This window comes from Novosphingobium sp. (genome assembly GCF_019748365.1).
GTDB lineage: Bacteria > Pseudomonadota > Alphaproteobacteria > Sphingomonadales > Sphingomonadaceae > Novosphingobium.
Map to the genome: position 1 here is coordinate 1 of NZ_JAIEPN010000185.1, position 15,533 is coordinate 15,533.

At 64.9% G+C, this 15,533-nt stretch carries 17 protein-coding genes; 8 read left to right on the forward strand and 9 right to left on the reverse strand.

Features of this window, described 5'->3' with window-relative positions:
• Positions 1-555, reverse strand: a 555-nt coding sequence (locus tag K5Q19_RS19990) for a 2OG-Fe(II) oxygenase (protein ID WP_292948761.1), incomplete at its 3' end; no start/stop codon positions are given.
• Positions 556-742: 187 nt separating this feature from the next.
• Between K5Q19_RS19990 and K5Q19_RS19995 the strand changes: the two genes are divergently transcribed.
• The gene (locus K5Q19_RS19995) at positions 743-1,603 is read left to right on the forward strand and encodes a class I SAM-dependent methyltransferase (RefSeq protein ID WP_292948763.1); all 861 of its coding nucleotides are present in this window, start codon (positions 743-745) and stop codon (positions 1,601-1,603) included.
• A 65-nt stretch (positions 1,604-1,668) separates the two neighbouring features.
• Positions 1,669-1,950 carry a DUF427 domain-containing protein gene (locus K5Q19_RS20000; RefSeq protein WP_292948765.1) on the forward strand — a complete coding sequence of 94 codons (282 nt, stop codon included), beginning with the start codon at positions 1,669-1,671 and terminating at the stop codon, positions 1,948-1,950.
• A gap of 76 nt (positions 1,951-2,026) precedes the next feature.
• On the opposite strand, the gene K5Q19_RS20005 is transcribed toward K5Q19_RS20000, so the two are convergent.
• The 4 genes from K5Q19_RS20005 to K5Q19_RS20020 all read right to left on the reverse strand — a co-directional run bounded on the left by K5Q19_RS20005 (position 2,027) and on the right by K5Q19_RS20020 (position 6,203).
• Positions 2,027-2,803, reverse strand: a complete 777-nt coding sequence (locus tag K5Q19_RS20005; protein ID WP_292948767.1) for an enoyl-CoA hydratase — start codon at positions 2,801-2,803, stop codon at positions 2,027-2,029.
• 106 nt (positions 2,804-2,909) lie between these two features.
• Complete coding sequence (gene purL, locus K5Q19_RS20010) at positions 2,910-5,084, reverse strand: phosphoribosylformylglycinamidine synthase subunit PurL (protein ID WP_292948769.1); 2,175 nt, start codon at positions 5,082-5,084, stop codon at positions 2,910-2,912.
• Between the two features lie 39 nt (positions 5,085-5,123).
• The gene (locus K5Q19_RS20015; protein WP_292948771.1) at positions 5,124-5,798 is read right to left on the reverse strand and encodes a hypothetical protein; all 675 of its coding nucleotides are present in this window, start codon (positions 5,796-5,798) and stop codon (positions 5,124-5,126) included.
• Between the two features lie 6 nt (positions 5,799-5,804).
• Positions 5,805-6,203 carry a DUF2177 family protein gene (locus K5Q19_RS20020; protein WP_292948773.1) on the reverse strand — a complete coding sequence of 133 codons (399 nt, stop codon included), beginning with the start codon at positions 6,201-6,203 and terminating at the stop codon, positions 5,805-5,807.
• A gap of 61 nt (positions 6,204-6,264) precedes the next feature.
• Here K5Q19_RS20020 and K5Q19_RS20025 point away from each other — a divergent pair, with 61 nt between their 5' ends.
• The 5 genes from K5Q19_RS20025 to queA all read left to right on the forward strand — a co-directional run bounded on the left by K5Q19_RS20025 (position 6,265) and on the right by queA (position 9,833).
• Entirely contained in the window at positions 6,265-6,534 is a 270-nt protein-coding gene (locus K5Q19_RS20025) for an exodeoxyribonuclease VII small subunit (protein WP_292948792.1), read from the forward strand.
• Positions 6,531-7,448, forward strand: coding sequence for a farnesyl diphosphate synthase (locus K5Q19_RS20030; protein ID WP_292948775.1), 918 nt, complete (start codon positions 6,531-6,533; stop codon positions 7,446-7,448). Before K5Q19_RS20025 ends, K5Q19_RS20030 begins: the two co-directional genes overlap by 4 nt.
• Complete coding sequence (coaD, locus tag K5Q19_RS20035; protein ID WP_292948777.1) at positions 7,449-7,970, forward strand: pantetheine-phosphate adenylyltransferase; 522 nt, start codon at positions 7,449-7,451, stop codon at positions 7,968-7,970.
• A gap of 104 nt (positions 7,971-8,074) precedes the next feature.
• The gene (locus tag K5Q19_RS20040) at positions 8,075-8,797 is read left to right on the forward strand and encodes a peptidylprolyl isomerase (RefSeq protein ID WP_292948779.1); all 723 of its coding nucleotides are present in this window, start codon (positions 8,075-8,077) and stop codon (positions 8,795-8,797) included.
• 7 nt (positions 8,798-8,804) lie between these two features.
• Positions 8,805-9,833, forward strand: a complete 1,029-nt coding sequence (queA, locus tag K5Q19_RS20045) for a tRNA preQ1(34) S-adenosylmethionine ribosyltransferase-isomerase QueA (RefSeq protein WP_292948781.1) — start codon at positions 8,805-8,807, stop codon at positions 9,831-9,833.
• Here queA and K5Q19_RS20050 read toward each other — a convergent pair.
• Both K5Q19_RS20050 and K5Q19_RS20055 read right to left on the reverse strand, forming a co-directional pair.
• The gene (locus tag K5Q19_RS20050; protein ID WP_292948783.1) at positions 9,830-10,066 is read right to left on the reverse strand and encodes a DUF465 domain-containing protein; all 237 of its coding nucleotides are present in this window, start codon (positions 10,064-10,066) and stop codon (positions 9,830-9,832) included. The genes queA and K5Q19_RS20050 overlap by 4 nt on opposite strands.
• 69 nt (positions 10,067-10,135) lie before the next feature.
• Entirely contained in the window at positions 10,136-10,906 is a 771-nt protein-coding gene (locus K5Q19_RS20055) for a TSUP family transporter (RefSeq protein ID WP_292948785.1), read from the reverse strand.
• A 59-nt stretch (positions 10,907-10,965) separates the two neighbouring features.
• Here K5Q19_RS20055 and tgt point away from each other — a divergent pair, with 59 nt between their 5' ends.
• Positions 10,966-12,093, forward strand: coding sequence for a tRNA guanosine(34) transglycosylase Tgt (tgt, locus tag K5Q19_RS20060; RefSeq protein ID WP_292948787.1), 1,128 nt, complete (start codon positions 10,966-10,968; stop codon positions 12,091-12,093).
• 109 nt (positions 12,094-12,202) lie between these two features.
• Here the strand turns inward: tgt and K5Q19_RS20065 are convergent, their stop codons facing one another.
• Entirely contained in the window at positions 12,203-14,875 is a 2,673-nt protein-coding gene (locus K5Q19_RS20065) for a TonB-dependent receptor (RefSeq protein ID WP_292948788.1), read from the reverse strand.
• A gap of 373 nt (positions 14,876-15,248) precedes the next feature.
• The coding region (locus K5Q19_RS20070; RefSeq protein WP_292948790.1) for a S4 domain-containing protein at positions 15,249-15,533 on the reverse strand (285 nt) is incomplete at its 5' end.

The window sequence follows — 15,533 nt, forward strand, 5'->3', positions numbered from 1 at the left end:
CGGCACGACTTCGACGCGGCTCTGCATGCGGGGGCGGTTTTCAACGAGGGTGAGCGCACCGCCGGTGTAGCTGTCGTCGGGACTCAGCATCACGACGGCTTGCAACGGGAAGTGGATCGGCCCGTAGAGGTCCTGATGCAGGCAGTTGTAGTCGCCCGCGCGGTAGCGCAGCAGGAGCGGGGTGGGGCGCGGTTGTCCGAAGGCGTGGCAGCGATCGAGGAGGGCAGCGTGGCTTTGCGGCCAGATGTCGCTTGTGCCGAGGCGTTCGGCCCACGTGTTCGCGATGGCGGCCAGATGCGGGTAAAGCGCGCTTCGCAGCGTCTGCACCACATCGGGCAGCGGATAAGCAAGATAGCGGTACTCGCCCTTGCCGAAGCCGTGGCGGGCCATGATGACGGTCGAGCGGAAGAGGCTGTCATCGTGGTAGCTGGCGGCCAGCGCAGTGCAGGTTTCGCTGTCCAGCACCTGGCGGGTGAGGGCGTAGCCGAGATCGTCGAGGCTTTGCGCGAGGGCGGGCCAATCGAGCGCGGCGATGGTATCGGTGAGGTTTTGCATAGGCTTGCCAGTAGCGCGCTTGATGGAGTGCGGCACTCCGGGGATTGCGTTCCAATTCGGGCGGCGGGCCACCCCCACCCGGCCTCCGCCGAGCGGGGGAGGGGAAGGAAGGTGAGCGGGGCGGATGAGCGTTCCTTAATGCTTCTGCGTTAGGTCTTTCAGTCTGATCGGCAAGCGGGACGACTTTGTGAGCTGCAACCACTGCGGAACGACGGACGCGGCGCATCTGTTTCGGGCCAAGGGCTATGATCTGGTGCGCTGCTCCGGCTGCGGGCTTGCCTATATCGCCAATCCGCCGACCATGGACGAACTGAAGGTGCTCTATTCTGCGGGCGCTTCCTATCATGCTGCGCTGTGCGATCCTGCGAGCGAGACCTTTGCCACCCAGGACCGGATTGCGGTGCGGCACCTTGCCGAAACGCGCCGGGGTGCAAAAGGTGGGCGGCTGCTCGATGTGGGCTGCTCGATCGGCCAGTTTGCTGCGCGGGCGCGCGATGCAGGCTTTGCCGCGACCGGGCTGGAAATGAACGAGGCGAGCGCGGCCTTTGCGCGTTCGCACTATGGGCTCGAGGTGGCCGAGGGCACGATCCATGATGCCCCGCAGGCGCCGGGCTCGCTCGACGTGCTGACGATGTTCGATGTGATCGAGCATGTGCCCGATCCGCTGGGGGATCTGCGCAAGGCTTGGGACTTGCTGGCGCCGGGGGGCACGATCGTGCTTTCGACGCCCAATCTCGACGGGTTGTTTCCCAGGGCTTCGCTGCCGATTGCCAAGAAGCTGGACTACTGGCCGCACCCGGAACCGCCTTATCACCTCTACCAGTTTTCGGCGAAGACGCTGGGGGCAATGCTGGCGAAGGCGGGCTTCGCGGTGGGCGAGACGCGGCATTTCGCGATCGATCTCGCCTATACCTTCGGCCAGATGCAGACCTTGCTGAAGATGCCGAAGCGGCTGGCCTATGCCGGGCTGTTTGCGCCGCTGGCCGCGGTGGGGCCGTGGCTGGGGCAGGGCGACTGGATCTATGTGACCGCGCGCAAGGCGCCGTGATTGCCCTGCTGGCTGGTTGACTGTTCCGAGCTGGCGCCCGACCTTGACCAGCAAAGGAGATAAGCATGGTCGAGGCACGGTGGAACGGCGCGGTGATTGCGCGCAGCGAAGATACGGTGGTGGTCGAGGGCAACCACTATTTCCCGCTTGAGGCAGTGGATGCGGCGCTGTTGAAGCCCAGCGATACGACGAGCTTTTGCCCGTGGAAGGGGACGGCGGAGTATTATTCGCTGGTGGTGGACGGCGCGGAGAACCGCGATGCGGCCTGGTATTACGCCGAGCCCAAGGAAAAGGCCGCTGCGATCAAGGGGCGGGTGGCGTTCTGGAAGGGTGTGCAGGTGGGGTGATAAGGACCCCTCCGACCCGCTTCGCGGGCCAACGCTCCATTTGTGCCTGCGGCAAAAATGGAGTGGGAGCGAAAGGTCAGCGCCACACCGGCGCGCGCTTTTCCAGAAACGCCTCGATGCCCTCGGCGGTGTTTTCGTCCATCATGTTCTGCGCCATGACCTCGGCGGCCAGCGCATAGGCCTCCGCGCGATGGACTTCGCGCTGGGCGTAGAACAGCGCCTTGCCGCGGCGGATCGCATCGGGGCTCTTGCTGGCGATGGTCGCGGCGAGCGTGTCGATCTCGGCGTCGAGCTGGTCGGCGGGGACGGCGTGGTTGATCAGGCCCCAGCTTTCCGCAGTCTGCGCGCTGATGAATTCGCCGGTGACGAGCATCTCGAAGGCGGGCTTGGCCGGCACATTGCGGGTGAGCGCGACGGCAGGGGTCGAGCAGAACAGGCCGACATTGATGCCCGAGACGGCAAAGCGCGCATCCTGGCTGGCGATGGCAAGATCGCAGGCGCCGACAAGCTGGCAGCCGGCCGCAGTCGCGATGCCGTGGACGCGGGCGATGACGGGGACGGGGAGCGCGACGATCGCTTCCATCACTTCGGCGCAGGCGGCAAACAGCGTGCGGTAGTAATCGAGGCGGCGCTGGCCGTGCATCTGGCGCAGATCGTGCCCGGCGCAGAAGGCCTTGCCGGCGCCCGAGAGGACGACGCAGCTGATCGAGCTGTCGGCGGCCAGGCTGTCGAGTTCGGCCTTCAGCGCGGCGAGGAGGTCTTCGCTCAGCGCATTGTATTGCTGCGGGCGATTGAGTGTCAGGTCGACGCGGCTGCCGGAACGACGGACCTCGAGGATTTCGTTATCGGACATCGGCGCGGCCTCTCCTTGTTTTGGCGCCGTTGTACGCCCCTTGGAGCGGGGATCAAGTCCGGCGAAATACCCGTCCGCCAGCTCTGCCGGCTCAAGGAGGGGGGATCTAGCCTTCCATCCAGTCGCGGAAGAAGGCTTCGTTGGCCTCGCGCAACTGAGCAACCTCGATTCCGGCAACGCTTGTGCCGCCCACGGTTCCGATGCGGACAGCGCTTTCGAGACGTTCGTCCGGGTGGGTCGTGACAATGTAACGACCCTGATCTTCACCGAATGCGCTGGCGGCATCGAGCGATATCGTCAGTTCGCAGCCAAGATTGCTGGCAAGCGCCATTTCCGCGAGTGCGACGAGCAGGCCTCCGTCGGAAATGTCGTGAACGGCATTGGCCTTGCCGCTGGCGATGAAGCTGCGTACGGTTTCGCCGTTGCTTCGTTCGGCGGCGAGATCGACGGGGGGGGGGCTGCCGTCTTCACGGCCGTGAATCTCGCGAAGCCAGAGCGATTGGCCGAGGTGCGCGCCCGCTTCGCCCACCAGCCAGATTGCATCTCCTGCATTCTTGAACGCGATGGTCGCCATCTTGGTGTGGTCTTCCATCAGCCCGACGCCGCCGATGGCAGGTGTGGGGAGGATGGCCGAGCCGCCACCGGTCGCCTTGCTTTCGTTGTAGAGCGAGACGTTGCCCGAGACGATGGGATAGTCGAGCGCGCGGCAGGCATCGCCCATGCCGCGCAGGGCCTCGACGATCTGGGCCATGATTTCGGGGCGCTGGGGATTGGCGAAGTTGAGGCAGTTGGTGATCGCGAGCGGGGTCGCGCCGACCGCAGAGATGTTGCGGTAGGTTTCGGCCACCGCCTGCTTGCCGCCTTCGTAAGGGTCGGCGTAGCAATAGCGCGGGGTGCAATCGGTGCTCATCGCGAGCGCCTTTTGGGTGCCGTGGAGACGCACGACGGCGGCGTCTCCGCCGGACTTCTGCAGCGTGTCCGCGCCGACCTGCGAATCGTATTGCTCGTAGATCCAGCGGCGGCTGGCGAGATCGGGGCAGGCCATGAGCTTTAGCAGGTCCGCGCCGATATCGGTGCATTCGGGCACATCGCCGAGCGGCTGGACTTTGGCCCAGGCCTTGTAGTCGGCAAGGCTGAGTGCCGGGCGGTCATAAAGCGGGGCATCCTCGGCAAGCGGTCCGAGCGGGATGTTGCAGACAGTTTCGCCCTTGAATTTCAGCACCATATGGCCGGTATCGGTGACTTCGCCGATGACCGCGAAATCAAGCTCCCACTTCTTGAAAATCGCCTCGGCCATGGCTTCCTTGCCGGGCTTCAGCACCATGAGCATGCGCTCCTGGCTTTCCGAGAGCATCATTTCATAGGGGGTCATGCCCTCCTCGCGGCAGGGCACCTTGTCCATGTCGAGCACGATGCCGGCCTTGCCGTTGGTCGCCATTTCGACCGACGAGGAGGTGAGGCCGGCTGCGCCCATGTCCTGAATTGCGACGATGGCATCGGTGGCCATGAGTTCGAGGCAGGCTTCGATCAGGAGCTTTTCGGTGAAGGGATCGCCGACCTGCACGGTGGGGCGCTTTTCCTCGGACTTCTCGTCGAAGTCCGCGCTCGCCATCGTGGCGCCGTGGATGCCGTCGCGTCCGGTCTTCGAGCCGACGTAGACGATCGGATTGCCGATGCCGGTGGCGGCGGAATAGAAGATCTTGTCCTGATCGGCGACGCCCACGGTCATCGCGTTGACGAGGATGTTGCCATCATAAGCGGGGTGGAAATTGGTCTCGCCGCCAACGGTCGGCACGCCGACGCAGTTGCCATAGCCGCCGATGCCCGCGACCACGCCCTGCACCAGATGCTTCATCTTGGGGTGATCGGGGCGGCCGAAACGCAGCGCGTTCATGTTGGCCACGGGGCGCGCGCCCATGGTGAAGACGTCGCGCAGAATGCCGCCCACGCCCGTCGCCGCGCCCTGATAGGGCTCGATGTAGGAGGGGTGGTTGTGGCTCTCCATCTTGAAGATGGCGGCGAGCTTGGTGCCGTCCGGCCCGTCGCCGATATCGATTACACCGGCGTTCTCACCGGGGCCGCAGATGACCCAGGGTGCCTCGGTGGGCAGCTTCTTCAAATGGATGCGGCTCGACTTGTAGGAACAGTGCTCCGACCACATGACCGAGAAGATGCCGAGCTCGACGAGGTTCGGCTCGCGGCCCAGCGCGTGGAGCACGCGGGCGTATTCTTCTTGCGATAGCCCGTGGGCGGCGACGGTTTCTGCAGTGATCTCGGCCATGGACGCGCCCTTAGCGATGCGGCGCGGGCAAGGCGAGTCTCAAGAGAAGCGCTTTGCCCCGGAAAGCTTCGAGCGGGTGGCCTCTACCAGCAGCGCCAGCACGGCGAGCACGGTAAAGGCGAAGAGCGCGAGGAGCGGCTGCGCGGGGCTCATTTCGGTGGTGCGCGGGCCGAACCAGTCGATCAGCTGAAACAGCGCGAGGGTAGCGGCGAACAGGCCGAGGAACAGCCCCGAGCGCGGCCCGGCAGCGCGGGTGCTGCGGGCGTAGAACGCGAGCGCACCGAAAGCGAGCAGGACTTCAAGCGCGTGTTCGGTGAGCGGGTGATTCCACAGGCCAAGGCCGAGCTTGGGCGGCGATCCGGCGAGCGTGAGATCCGGCGCATGGACGATGAAATCCGCCAGCCAGTGCGAAAGGACGCAGGCGAAGGCGATCAGCGCGGCAGTGCGGCTGCGGGTGAGCGCAAGGACAAGGCCGCCGAACAGCGCGCCAAGAACGGCGGCACCGAGCAGGCTGTGGCTGATCGGCATGTCGTAGAGATCGAGCCAGTTGCTGGCGGTGAAATTCGGCACCAGCCGGTAGTGCTCGATGCCCACCAGCGCGAAGCTGAAGAAGGCGAAATCGAGCAGCTGCACCGCGACGACCAGCACGGCCAGCGGCGGTGACTTGCGCGCAGCGGCGGCGGCGAAGGCGGGGGCGTAGTGACCGATGAACATGACCGCTTAGCCGGCGAAGGCGCGCGCGGCGTAGGTGGCGGCGACGGCGGCGGTCATCGTGGCGAAGGCGCCCCAGCACACGTCAATGGCCGTCACGTAGCTCGGCCAGCGGGCGAGCGTGGCCTGATTGGTGAAATCGTAAGTCGCGTAGCACAAGGCGCCGAGCAACGCGCCATTGAGCGCGGCCGCGCCGAGGCCGCCGGCAAGGCCCGGACGGATCGCGAACCAGACCATTCCGGCGAGATAGGCGAGGTAGAAAATGCCCGCAGGCGCGAGCCGAAAGCTGGGCGCGAGCAAGTCTCCCAAGGCCGGGCGATAGAGATTTGGCCCGGCCCAGCCGAGCCACATGGCATCGAGCGCCCCGAACACGAGGGCTGCCACGACATAAGCGATCACCAATTGCATGCACCTGCTCCCTGTCTCGAAGCTTGACCGGCTGCGGCTCGCCCGTCAATGCTGGCAATCGATGGCACACAATACCGACATCGGCTCGCTGAGTTTCGAGGAAGCCTTGAAAGCGCTGGAAGATATCGTCCGCCGGCTGGAAAGCGGCGAGGCGCCACTCGACGAATCGATAGACCTTTATGCACGGGGCGATGCTTTGCGCGCGCATTGCCAGAAACGGCTCGATGCGGCGCAGGCGCGGATCGAGGCGATCGTGACCGATGGGCCTGCGGGCAGTCCTGGGCGCGCGACCGGAACCCGGCCTTTTGATGACGGAGCTGGCGGGGCATGACTGCGATGGAACGGACCGGTCCCTGGCGGGACCTGCTGCTGCCAGCGCTGAAGCGCATTGGCGAGGATATCGATGCCAGCTTCGATGCGCTGCTGCCGATCGCCAACGACCCGCGGGACCGGCTGATCGATGCGATGCGCTATGCCGCGATCGGCGGCGGCAAGCGGCTGCGCCCGCTGCTGGTTTCGGCGACGGCGAGCCTGTTCGGCGCAGACCGGGCGATGGCCATCCGCGTCGGCACCGCGCTTGAGGCGATCCACGTCTATTCGCTGATTCATGACGATCTGCCGTGCATGGACAACGATGCGCTGCGCCACGGCAAGGCGACGCTGCATGTCGCCTTCGACGAGGCGACGGCGGTGCTCGCGGGTGATGCGTTGCACGACTTTGCCTTCGAGGTCCTGTCCGATCCCAACCTTTCGGGCGATCCCTTCGTGCGGATCGAGCTTGTGCGCACGCTGGCGCTGGCGAGCGGGATGAACGGCATGGCCGGCGGGCAGATGATGGACATCGTGGCCGAGACGGCTTCGTTCGACCTGCCCACCGTGACGCGGCTGCAGCAGCTGAAGACCGGCGCGCTGCTGAGTGCGGCGGTGGAAATGGGCGCGATCATCGGGCGCATTCCTTCCGAGGGGCGCTCGCACCTGCGCGGTTATGCCCGCGATATCGGGCTCGCGTTCCAGATCGCGGATGATCTGCTAGATGCCGAGGGCGACGAGGAAGCGGCGGGCAAGGCGCTGCGCAAGGACGAGAACGCGGGCAAGGAGACCTTCCTCTCGCTGCTCGGACCCGAGCGGGCGCGCGAACAGGCGCAGATGCTGGTCGAGCAGGCGGTGGGGTTCCTTGCCTCTTATGGCGAGGAAGCGGACCTGCTGCGCGCGCTGGCGTGGTTCATTGTCGAAAGGGATCGGTAAATGGGAGAGGGCGGCATAAGGATCGGGGTATACCCCGGCACGTTCGACCCGATTACGCTCGGGCATCTCGATATCATTCGCCGGGGGGCGAAGCTGGTCGACAAGCTGATCATCGGCGTAACGACCAATCCTTCGAAGAACCCGATGTTCACGCCCGAGGAGCGCATGGACATGGTCACGCGCGAAGTGGCGGCGCAGGGGATCGAGAACGTCTCCGTGATGGGCTTCAATGCCCTCCTCATGAAGTTTGCCGAAAAGCAGGGCGCCAGCGTGATCGTGCGCGGTCTGCGCGCCGTGGCGGACTTTGAATACGAATACCAGATGGCGGGGATGAACCAGCAGCTCAACGACGGCATCGAGACGGTGTTTCTGATGGCCGACGTCAGCCTGCAGCCGATCGCGTCCAAGCTCGTCAAGGAAATCGCGCAGTTTGGCGGGGATATTCACCGGTTCGTGACACCGCAGGTGCGCGACGAAGTGGTGGAGCGGGTCCGCCGACAGGGCCAACTTGGCGATTACTGAACGCCGTATTGGGCGGCGAATTGTTCATTGCGGCGTCATCGGCAGGGGTCTATCCGGCGCACAGCGGCGGATCCGATCGCCAGAATGATTAGGAATTGGGTTTGATGGCATCGCGTTTGTTCACCAGGATCACGCTCGGGCTCGCGCTCGGCGCGGCGCTGATCGCTCCGATCTCGCCGGCCATGGCCCAGCGGCCGCCCGAAAAGGAAGCGGTGAAGCCGATCAAGGTCGATCCGATCAAGCGCGTGACGACGATGACCTATGCCGTCGATGCGGATATCGCCCATGATCCCGACAATGTGCTGCTGCTCGATCTTTCGAACGGCGGGCGGGCGGCAATCCGGCTCATGCCGGAATGGGCGCCGAAGCATGTCGAGCGGATCAAGACGCTGACCAAGGAAGGCTTCTACAACGGGGTGATCTTTCACCGCGTGATCGAAGGCTTCATGGCGCAGACGGGCGATCCGACTGGCACTGGCCAGGGCGGCTCGAAGCTGCCGGACCTCAATGCCGAGTTCAACGATATCCCGCACTTGCGCGGCACAGTCTCGATGGCGCGCACGGACGAGCCGAACAGCGCCAACAGCCAGTTCTTCATCGTGTTCTATCCGCGCTTTGCGCTCGATCACAAATACACCAACTTCGGGCGGGTGATCGCCGGGATGGACGTGGTCGATTCCATCGTGCGCGGCGAGCCGCCGAAGAACCCCACCAAGATCGTGCAGGCGAGCCTCGCCTCCGAAGGCAAGGCCCCGCCGCCGCCGCCCGCACCTGCGGCGCCCGCGGCGATCACGGCTGATATGCTGAGCAATTCGCAGTCCAACTGATCCTGCCGTGCGTGTAGACCTGTTTGATTTCGAGCTTCCGCCAGAGCGCATCGCGCTGCGCCCGGCTTCCCCACGCGATTCGGCCCGGCTGCTAGGCGTGGGGGCCGAAGGGCCGTTCACCGATGCAGTGGTGCGCGATCTGCCGGGGCTGCTGCGCGCGGGCGACGTGCTGGTGTTCAACGATACGCGGGTGATCCCGGCGCAGCTGGAAGGCGAGGTCGGCAATGCACGGATCGGCGCGACCTTGCACAAGCGCATCGATCTTCGCCGCTGGCAGGCTTTCGTGCGCAACGGGCGGCGGCTGAAGCCGGGCGTCGCCATCATGTTCGGCGCGGGCGTGACGGCGACCGCCGAGGACCGCCATGCCGATGGCAGCTGGACGCTGGCGTTCGGCGGCGAGGAGCCGGTCGAGGTGCTGCTGGAGCGTGCGGGGCGGATGCCGCTGCCGCCCTATATCGCGGGCAAGCGCGCGGTCGATGAACGCGACCGCGAGGATTACCAGACGATGTTCGCAGCGGAAGACGGCGCGGTGGCGGCACCCACAGCAGCGCTCCATTTCACGCCCGAGTTGATGGCGGCGCTTGCCGAGGCAGGCGTTCTGCACGAGACGCTGACCTTGCACGTGGGGGCGGGCACGTTCCTGCCGGTCAAGGCGGACGATACCGACGACCATGCCATGCATGCCGAATGGGGCAGCATCGAACCCGAAACGGCGGCACGGCTCAATGCAGTCCGCGCGGCGGGTGGGCGGATCATCGCGGTAGGCACCACCAGCCTGCGCCTGCTGGAAAGCGCGGCGGATGAAACCCGCGTGATCCACCCGTTTGCGGGCGATACCAGCATCTTCATCACGCCGGGCTACAAGTTCCGCGCGATCGACGGGCTGATGACCAACTTCCACCTGCCCAAATCAACGCTCATGATGCTGGTCAGCGCGCTGATGGGGCTGGAGCGGATGCAGGAAGCCTACGCTTACGCCATCGCCAATGAGTACCGGTTCTACAGCTATGGCGATTCCAGCCTGCTGATACCCTAGGCCGCGACCATCTCCGCGACCGCATCGAGCACGGTCAGCCGCTGTTTCTTGAGGTCCTCGAGGTGCTGGTCCGAGGTCGGCTCGATCCCGGTTTCGGCGCGGTGGATGGCCTTGTCGAGCTGGTAGTAGGCATCGCTCAGCTTGCGGAAGTGCGCGTCGTTCAGCTTGAGGGCGTGGAGCCTGGCGGCGGCTTCCGGGAAAGCGGCGGCGAGATCGTGGTCGGCATGGCTCATGGAAGCTCTCCTCGTTGGGGTTCTTGCGAGGAACCTAGCAGCGGGATGGCGCCCGCGAATTGCGACCGGTCAATTCGCGAACCAACTCCACACCAGTTTGCCGGTCAGCGCGAGGCTGGCGGTGACGAGGAGCGGGCGGATCAGCGCCGCACCATAGCGGGTGGCAAGGCGCGTGCCGATCATCGCGCCCACCATCGATCCTGCGCCCATGCACATGCCAAGGAGCCAGATGACCTGTCCGCCCGCCGCGAAAACCACGAGGCTGGCCGCGTTGCTGGCAAGGTTGAGCAGCTTGGTGAGCCCCGTGGCGCGGGTGAGGCCGAGACCGCGCAGGCCCACCAGCGTGGCGGCGAAGAACTGGCCGGTGCCGGGGCCGAAAAAGCCATCGTAGAAGCCAATGCCCCCGGCCACGGGGAGATAGGCGCGTTCGGAAAGGCGGGGCTTGCCGGGCGTATCGTCCATGCGGGGCGAAAGCAGGGTGTAGAGCGCGGAGGCCATCAGCAGCAGCGGCACGACGAGGCTGAGGACATGCGCGTCGAAATGCTGGATGACGAGCGCGCCCGCGCCCGCGCCGATAAAGGCGGCCGCTGTGGCGGGCAGGCTGGCGCGCAGCACAAAGAGCCCGGCCCGGTAATAGCGCGTGGTTGCGACGGTGGCACCCATCGCGGACTGCAGCTTGTTGGTGCCGAGCATCAGGTGCGGCGGCAGCCCGGCATAGATCAGCGCGGGGATAGTGAGGAGGCCCCCGCCGCCTGCGATGGCATCGATGCAGCCCGTCATCACGGCAAGGCCGGTCAGCGCGGGATAGAGCCAGGGGGCGAGAACGAAGGCGTCGTGCATTTGCGCCCCATGCGCTTTGGGACTAAGCCGCACAACCTTTCCGGCTCCGAGAATCCCAGATGACCCGCTTTTCCTTCACCGTCCACGCCACCGATGGCCGCGCGCGCACCGGCGCGATCCAGATGAAGCGCGGCACGATCCGCACGCCCGCGTTCATGCCGGTCGGCACGGCGGGCACGGTGAAGGCGATGAAAGTGGAGGACGTTGCCGCAACGGGTGCGGACATCATCCTCGGCAACACCTACCACCTGATGCTGCGGCCGGGTGCGGAGCGGATGGCGCGGCTGGGCGGGCTGCACAGGTTCATGCGTTGGGACAAGCCGATCCTGACGGACAGCGGCGGCTATCAGGTGATGAGCCTTTCGGAACTGCGCAAGATCACCGAGGAAGGCGTGACCTTCGCCAGCCATATCGATGGCTCGCGCCACAACCTGACACCCGAGCGCAGCATGGAAATCCAGCGCCTGCTGGGCAGCGATATCGTGATGGCCTTCGATGAGTGCCCCAAGATCGACCAGCCGCGCGACGTGATCGCGCGGTCCATGGAGATGTCGATGCGCTGGGCCAGGCGCAGCCGCGACGGGTTTGATGCGGGCGGCCAGCATGCGGAGGACGCCGCGCTGTTCGGCATTCAGCAGGGCGGGCTTGACGAGCAATTGCGCGCGGCGAGTGCCGGAGCGCTCACCGACATCGGCTTCGACGGCTATGCCATTGGCGGACTGGCAGTGGGCGAGGGGCAAGAGGCGATGTTCGCCACGCTCGACTTTGCGCCCGGCCAGCTGCCGGCGGACCGTCCGCGCTACCTGATGGGGGTGGGCAAGCCCGATGACCTTGTCGGCGCGGTGGAGCGCGGGGTCGACATGTTCGACTGCGTGCTGCCGACGCGATCAGGGCGGAACGGGCAGGGCTTTACCTGGGACGGGCCGATCAACATGCGCAATGCGCGCCACGCCGAGGACATGGGGCCGCTCGATCCGGACTGCACCTGCCCGGTCTGCGCGAAATACAGCCGGGCCTATCTGCACCACCTCCACAAGGCGGGCGAGATGCTCGGCGCGATGCTGCTGACCGAGCACAACCTTGCGTTCTACCAGCAGCTGATGGCCGCAATGCGCAGCGCGATTGCCGAAGGGCGGTTTGCGAGCTTTGCCAGCGCCTTCCGTGCAAGGTATCTGTCGAAGCGCTAGGGCTTACCCCACCGTCGGCCCTGCGGGCTGCTACCTCCCCATTTGTGCGTGCCGCAAAAACGGGGAGGAGCTGGAAGGCGGCGCACATCTGCGCCGCCTTGCTGTTTGATCAGAACTTGTAGTTGGCGCTCAGGAAAGCGGCGCGCGGCTGGATGCCGAGGATCGGGTAGAGCCCGTTCGGATCATAAGCGCCCTTGGCAAGGCCCTGCCGGTCGATGCTGGCGAGCAGGCTGTCAGACCGCGACCACGACATCACCCCAAGCGTGTTGGTGACGTTGACCATGTTGAACTGCAGCTTGAGCCGGTCGGTAACCTCCCACGAGGCACCGAGATCGAGCGTAGTGTAGGCCGGCAGGTAGAACGCATTGGCCTGGTTGGCCGCACGCTTGCCGAGGTGGCTGACCTCGCCGAACAGCGTCACGCCCTTGATCGGGGTCCAGTCAAGACCGCCGCGTGCGATGATCTTCGGGTTGTTGTCGGCATCGCCCGGCGCGATCAGGGTGAGGACGTCATCCGTGCCGTCGCCCTTCGGCCCTTGTGCCCATGAGCCGAAGTTGCGTGATTTGGGGCTCTGCAAGGTGAGGTTGATGCGGGTCGACAGTGTCGAGGTGATCCGCGCCGACAGCGCCATTTCGACACCGTAGGTCTCGATCTCCCCGGCGACCGGCGGGGGAGAATAGAACTGCCCGGTTTGCGCACCCGCCGTATACGTGAAGGTCTGCGCCGTGGTGACGTTCGAGAGCTTCGAGTAGAACGGGAAGACCTGCAGGTTGATCCCGCCTTGCGAATACTTGAGGCCCAGCTCGACCTGCTGAATCTTCTGCGGCTTGGGGAACACGGTTGCGATCTGCGCAGGCGTGTTGATCGCCACGATCCCGCCGAAATCAGGCGCCTTCTTGCCGTTGGTGTAGCGGACATAGGCGTTGAAATTGCTGGAGAACTCGTACGCCGCCGAGACCGAGAAGTTGAAGAAGCGGTAGCTGCGCCGGGTGTTGTAGACCGGACCGATCGACGGCACGAAGTTGTCGTAAAGGGTCAGCGCATTGCCATCGGCACCCGTGGGGCTGAAGCCCGAGGTATAGGTCTGGTTGTTCACATTGTAGCTGATGCTTTCCCAGCGGCCGCCGGCGTCGAGCGTCAGCTCCGGCGTGACTTTCCAGGTATCGCCGAAGAATACCGAGTACTGGTGCTGCGTGCCGCTGTAGTCATTGCCGCCCACGGTGCCGAGCGCCTGGAAGCCGCTCGGATCGGTGAGCTCGAAGACCTTGCCGGTGGCGTCGGTGAAAGTGGCGGTCAGCATCTCGGGCCGGGGCGTCAAGGTCGAGAAGCCGATGCCGCCGCCGCCCTGGCGCAGGCGAAGCTTCGAGAGCGCCACGTAGCCGCCAAGCGCCAGATGGTGGTCGCCCCAGTCCTTTGTCAGCGTTGCCTGATCGACGAAGTTTTCCGACTTGTAGTGCTGGACGAAAGCGACCTGCGTGAAGATGCCGCCCGCCAGAAGGTTCTGGTTGGGCAGATTGTTCTGCGTGATTGCCTGCACGCTGAAGCCGAACGGGGTGGGGATCACCAGATTGCTGGTGGCGAGCTGGCCGCTGTTCCTGAAGAAGTAGTTGATCGTGCCTGCCGGCAGGAAGGCGTTGGTATTGATGAACGAGGTCACCACGTCGGTCATCGGGCTCGCCGAAATCAGCGCGCCGGTGTTCCAGTCCGCCTTGGAGCTAGTGTAGCGGGCATTGTTTTCAAACTTCCAGCCTTCGCCGAATTCGTGGTTCCACTTGAGCCCGAAGGCTGCGCTGCGCGAATGGACCAGCCGGGTGGGATCCCAGCATTCGTTGCGGCCATCCGCATTCGGGAAGCAGTGAGCGGCATTGGCAGGCGGCAGGACCGAGGAGGTCTTGGAGAAGCCCGGCGCAATGCGCGTGGCGCCGATGGCCGGGGTGAACTCGTTCCAGGCGTTGTGATCATCGAGATACTTGGCCGTGAACATGAGCGAGCCATTGGCATAATCGTAGAGAATGTTGCCGTGGATCTGCCCGCCCTTGTTCATGGCATAGCCCGGATCGCGCGAACCACGATCCCAGCGGTAGAAGCCGCCGATCGAGTAATAGAGCCCGCTGTCGTTCAGCTTGCCGCCGAGATAGACATCACCGCGATAGTAGGGATTGGCAAGATCGCCCTGCAGCCCGCCCTTGAGCTGGACTTCCATGCCCGGATTGCTTTTGCCGGTGCGCGAGATGTAGTTGAAGATGCCGCCCGGCGCGTTGGGGCCGGTGATCGCCGCCGTGCCACCGCGCAGGCCTTCCACGCGGGCAAGGTTGAGATCGGGGCGCAAGAAATAGTCGGGGCCGAAGTTGTTGGCAGTGGCGAGTTCCACCGGCAGCCCGTCTTCCTGCAGCGAGACATAGTAGTAGCCACTCGCCGCATCGAGCGAGTTGGCCGAGATGCCGCGCGAGAAGACGACGTTGCGGATTTCGCCGAGCGACGAGTTCACGAAGACGCCGGGGACATTCTTGAGCAGGTCCGCTGCAGAAACGGCGGCGTGCTGGGCCAGCTGCTGGGCCGAGACGACGTTGATCGAGATCGGGGCGTTCTCGATCGCGCGCGAGCCGAACACGCCGGTGACAATGATTTCGCGCTTGTCTGTTGCGTCGTCTGTGGTGCCTGCTTGTGCGGCGGTGTCCCCGGCGGCGTCTGCCGCAGCGGGAGCGGCGAATGCAGCCGTGCTTGTGCTCGCCAGCAAGAGTGCAGCCACAGTCAGACCGACACGCGAATTAGGCTTCCCCATTGATTTCCTCCAACCATCCTCAAGGCCCGGATGTTCCCCCCGGGCCGAACGGTTAGTATCACAAACAAACTGCTATGATCAATATCAATCAATAACAATCGTAAAGAGTGCGCAAATGATTGATTATGGCGGATTCGTTGGAGCAAGGGTTTGATCAGCCTGCGACCGCAGATGGTCGGGGCATGGTGTTTCGGGGGCGAACCGATGGCTGGGCGATCAACGCAGTTAGCACTGCGGACGTTTCTGCCAGCCGGAACGACGCCATGTGGCCTTCCTGGGCCGAGCGGCATCTTGTGCCAGTGGGCAGGACAGCAAACACAAAAAAGGCGGGACTTTCGCCCCGCCTTTTTCGTGTTCGATATGAAACCGTGGATCAGCGCGAGTAGAACTCGACCACCAGGTTCGGTTCCATCTTCACCGGGTAGGGCACTTCGTCGAGCGTGGGGACGCGCACGAAGGTGGCCTTGTCGGCTTCGGCGACGACGTAATCGGGCACGTCACGCTCGGCGAGCGACTGGGCTTCGGCGATGAGGGCCATTTCCTTGGCCTTGGGGCCGAGGGTGAGAATATCGCCGGGGCGCACGCGGCGGCTGGCGATGTTGCACTTCACGCCGTTGACGCGGATGTGGCCGTGGCTGACGATCTGGCGGGCCGAGAA

Excerpts from the sequence above, each read along its gene's own strand:
- K5Q19_RS20000 (WP_292948765.1), top strand. The coding sequence starts at position 1,669 with ATGGTCGAGGCACGGTGGAACGGCGCGGTGATTGCGCGCAGCGAAGAT.
- K5Q19_RS20005 (WP_292948767.1), bottom strand. The coding sequence starts at position 2,803 with ATGTCCGATAACGAAATCCTCGAGGTCCGTCGTTCCGGCAGCCGCGTC.
- purL (WP_292948769.1), bottom strand. The coding sequence starts at position 5,084 with ATGGCCGAGATCACTGCAGAAACCGTCGCCGCCCACGGGCTATCGCAA.
- K5Q19_RS20015 (WP_292948771.1), bottom strand. The coding sequence starts at position 5,798 with ATGTTCATCGGTCACTACGCCCCCGCCTTCGCCGCCGCCGCTGCGCGC.
- K5Q19_RS20020 (WP_292948773.1), bottom strand. The coding sequence starts at position 6,203 with ATGCAATTGGTGATCGCTTATGTCGTGGCAGCCCTCGTGTTCGGGGCG.
- K5Q19_RS20025 (WP_292948792.1), top strand. The coding sequence starts at position 6,265 with ATGGCACACAATACCGACATCGGCTCGCTGAGTTTCGAGGAAGCCTTG.
- K5Q19_RS20030 (WP_292948775.1), top strand. The coding sequence starts at position 6,531 with ATGACTGCGATGGAACGGACCGGTCCCTGGCGGGACCTGCTGCTGCCA.
- coaD (WP_292948777.1), top strand. The coding sequence starts at position 7,449 with ATGGGAGAGGGCGGCATAAGGATCGGGGTATACCCCGGCACGTTCGAC.
- K5Q19_RS20040 (WP_292948779.1), top strand. The coding sequence starts at position 8,075 with ATGGCATCGCGTTTGTTCACCAGGATCACGCTCGGGCTCGCGCTCGGC.
- K5Q19_RS20050 (WP_292948783.1), bottom strand. The coding sequence starts at position 10,066 with ATGAGCCATGCCGACCACGATCTCGCCGCCGCTTTCCCGGAAGCCGCC.
- K5Q19_RS20055 (WP_292948785.1), bottom strand. The coding sequence starts at position 10,906 with ATGCACGACGCCTTCGTTCTCGCCCCCTGGCTCTATCCCGCGCTGACC.
- tgt (WP_292948787.1), top strand. The coding sequence starts at position 10,966 with ATGACCCGCTTTTCCTTCACCGTCCACGCCACCGATGGCCGCGCGCGC.
- K5Q19_RS20065 (WP_292948788.1), bottom strand. The coding sequence starts at position 14,875 with ATGGGGAAGCCTAATTCGCGTGTCGGTCTGACTGTGGCTGCACTCTTG.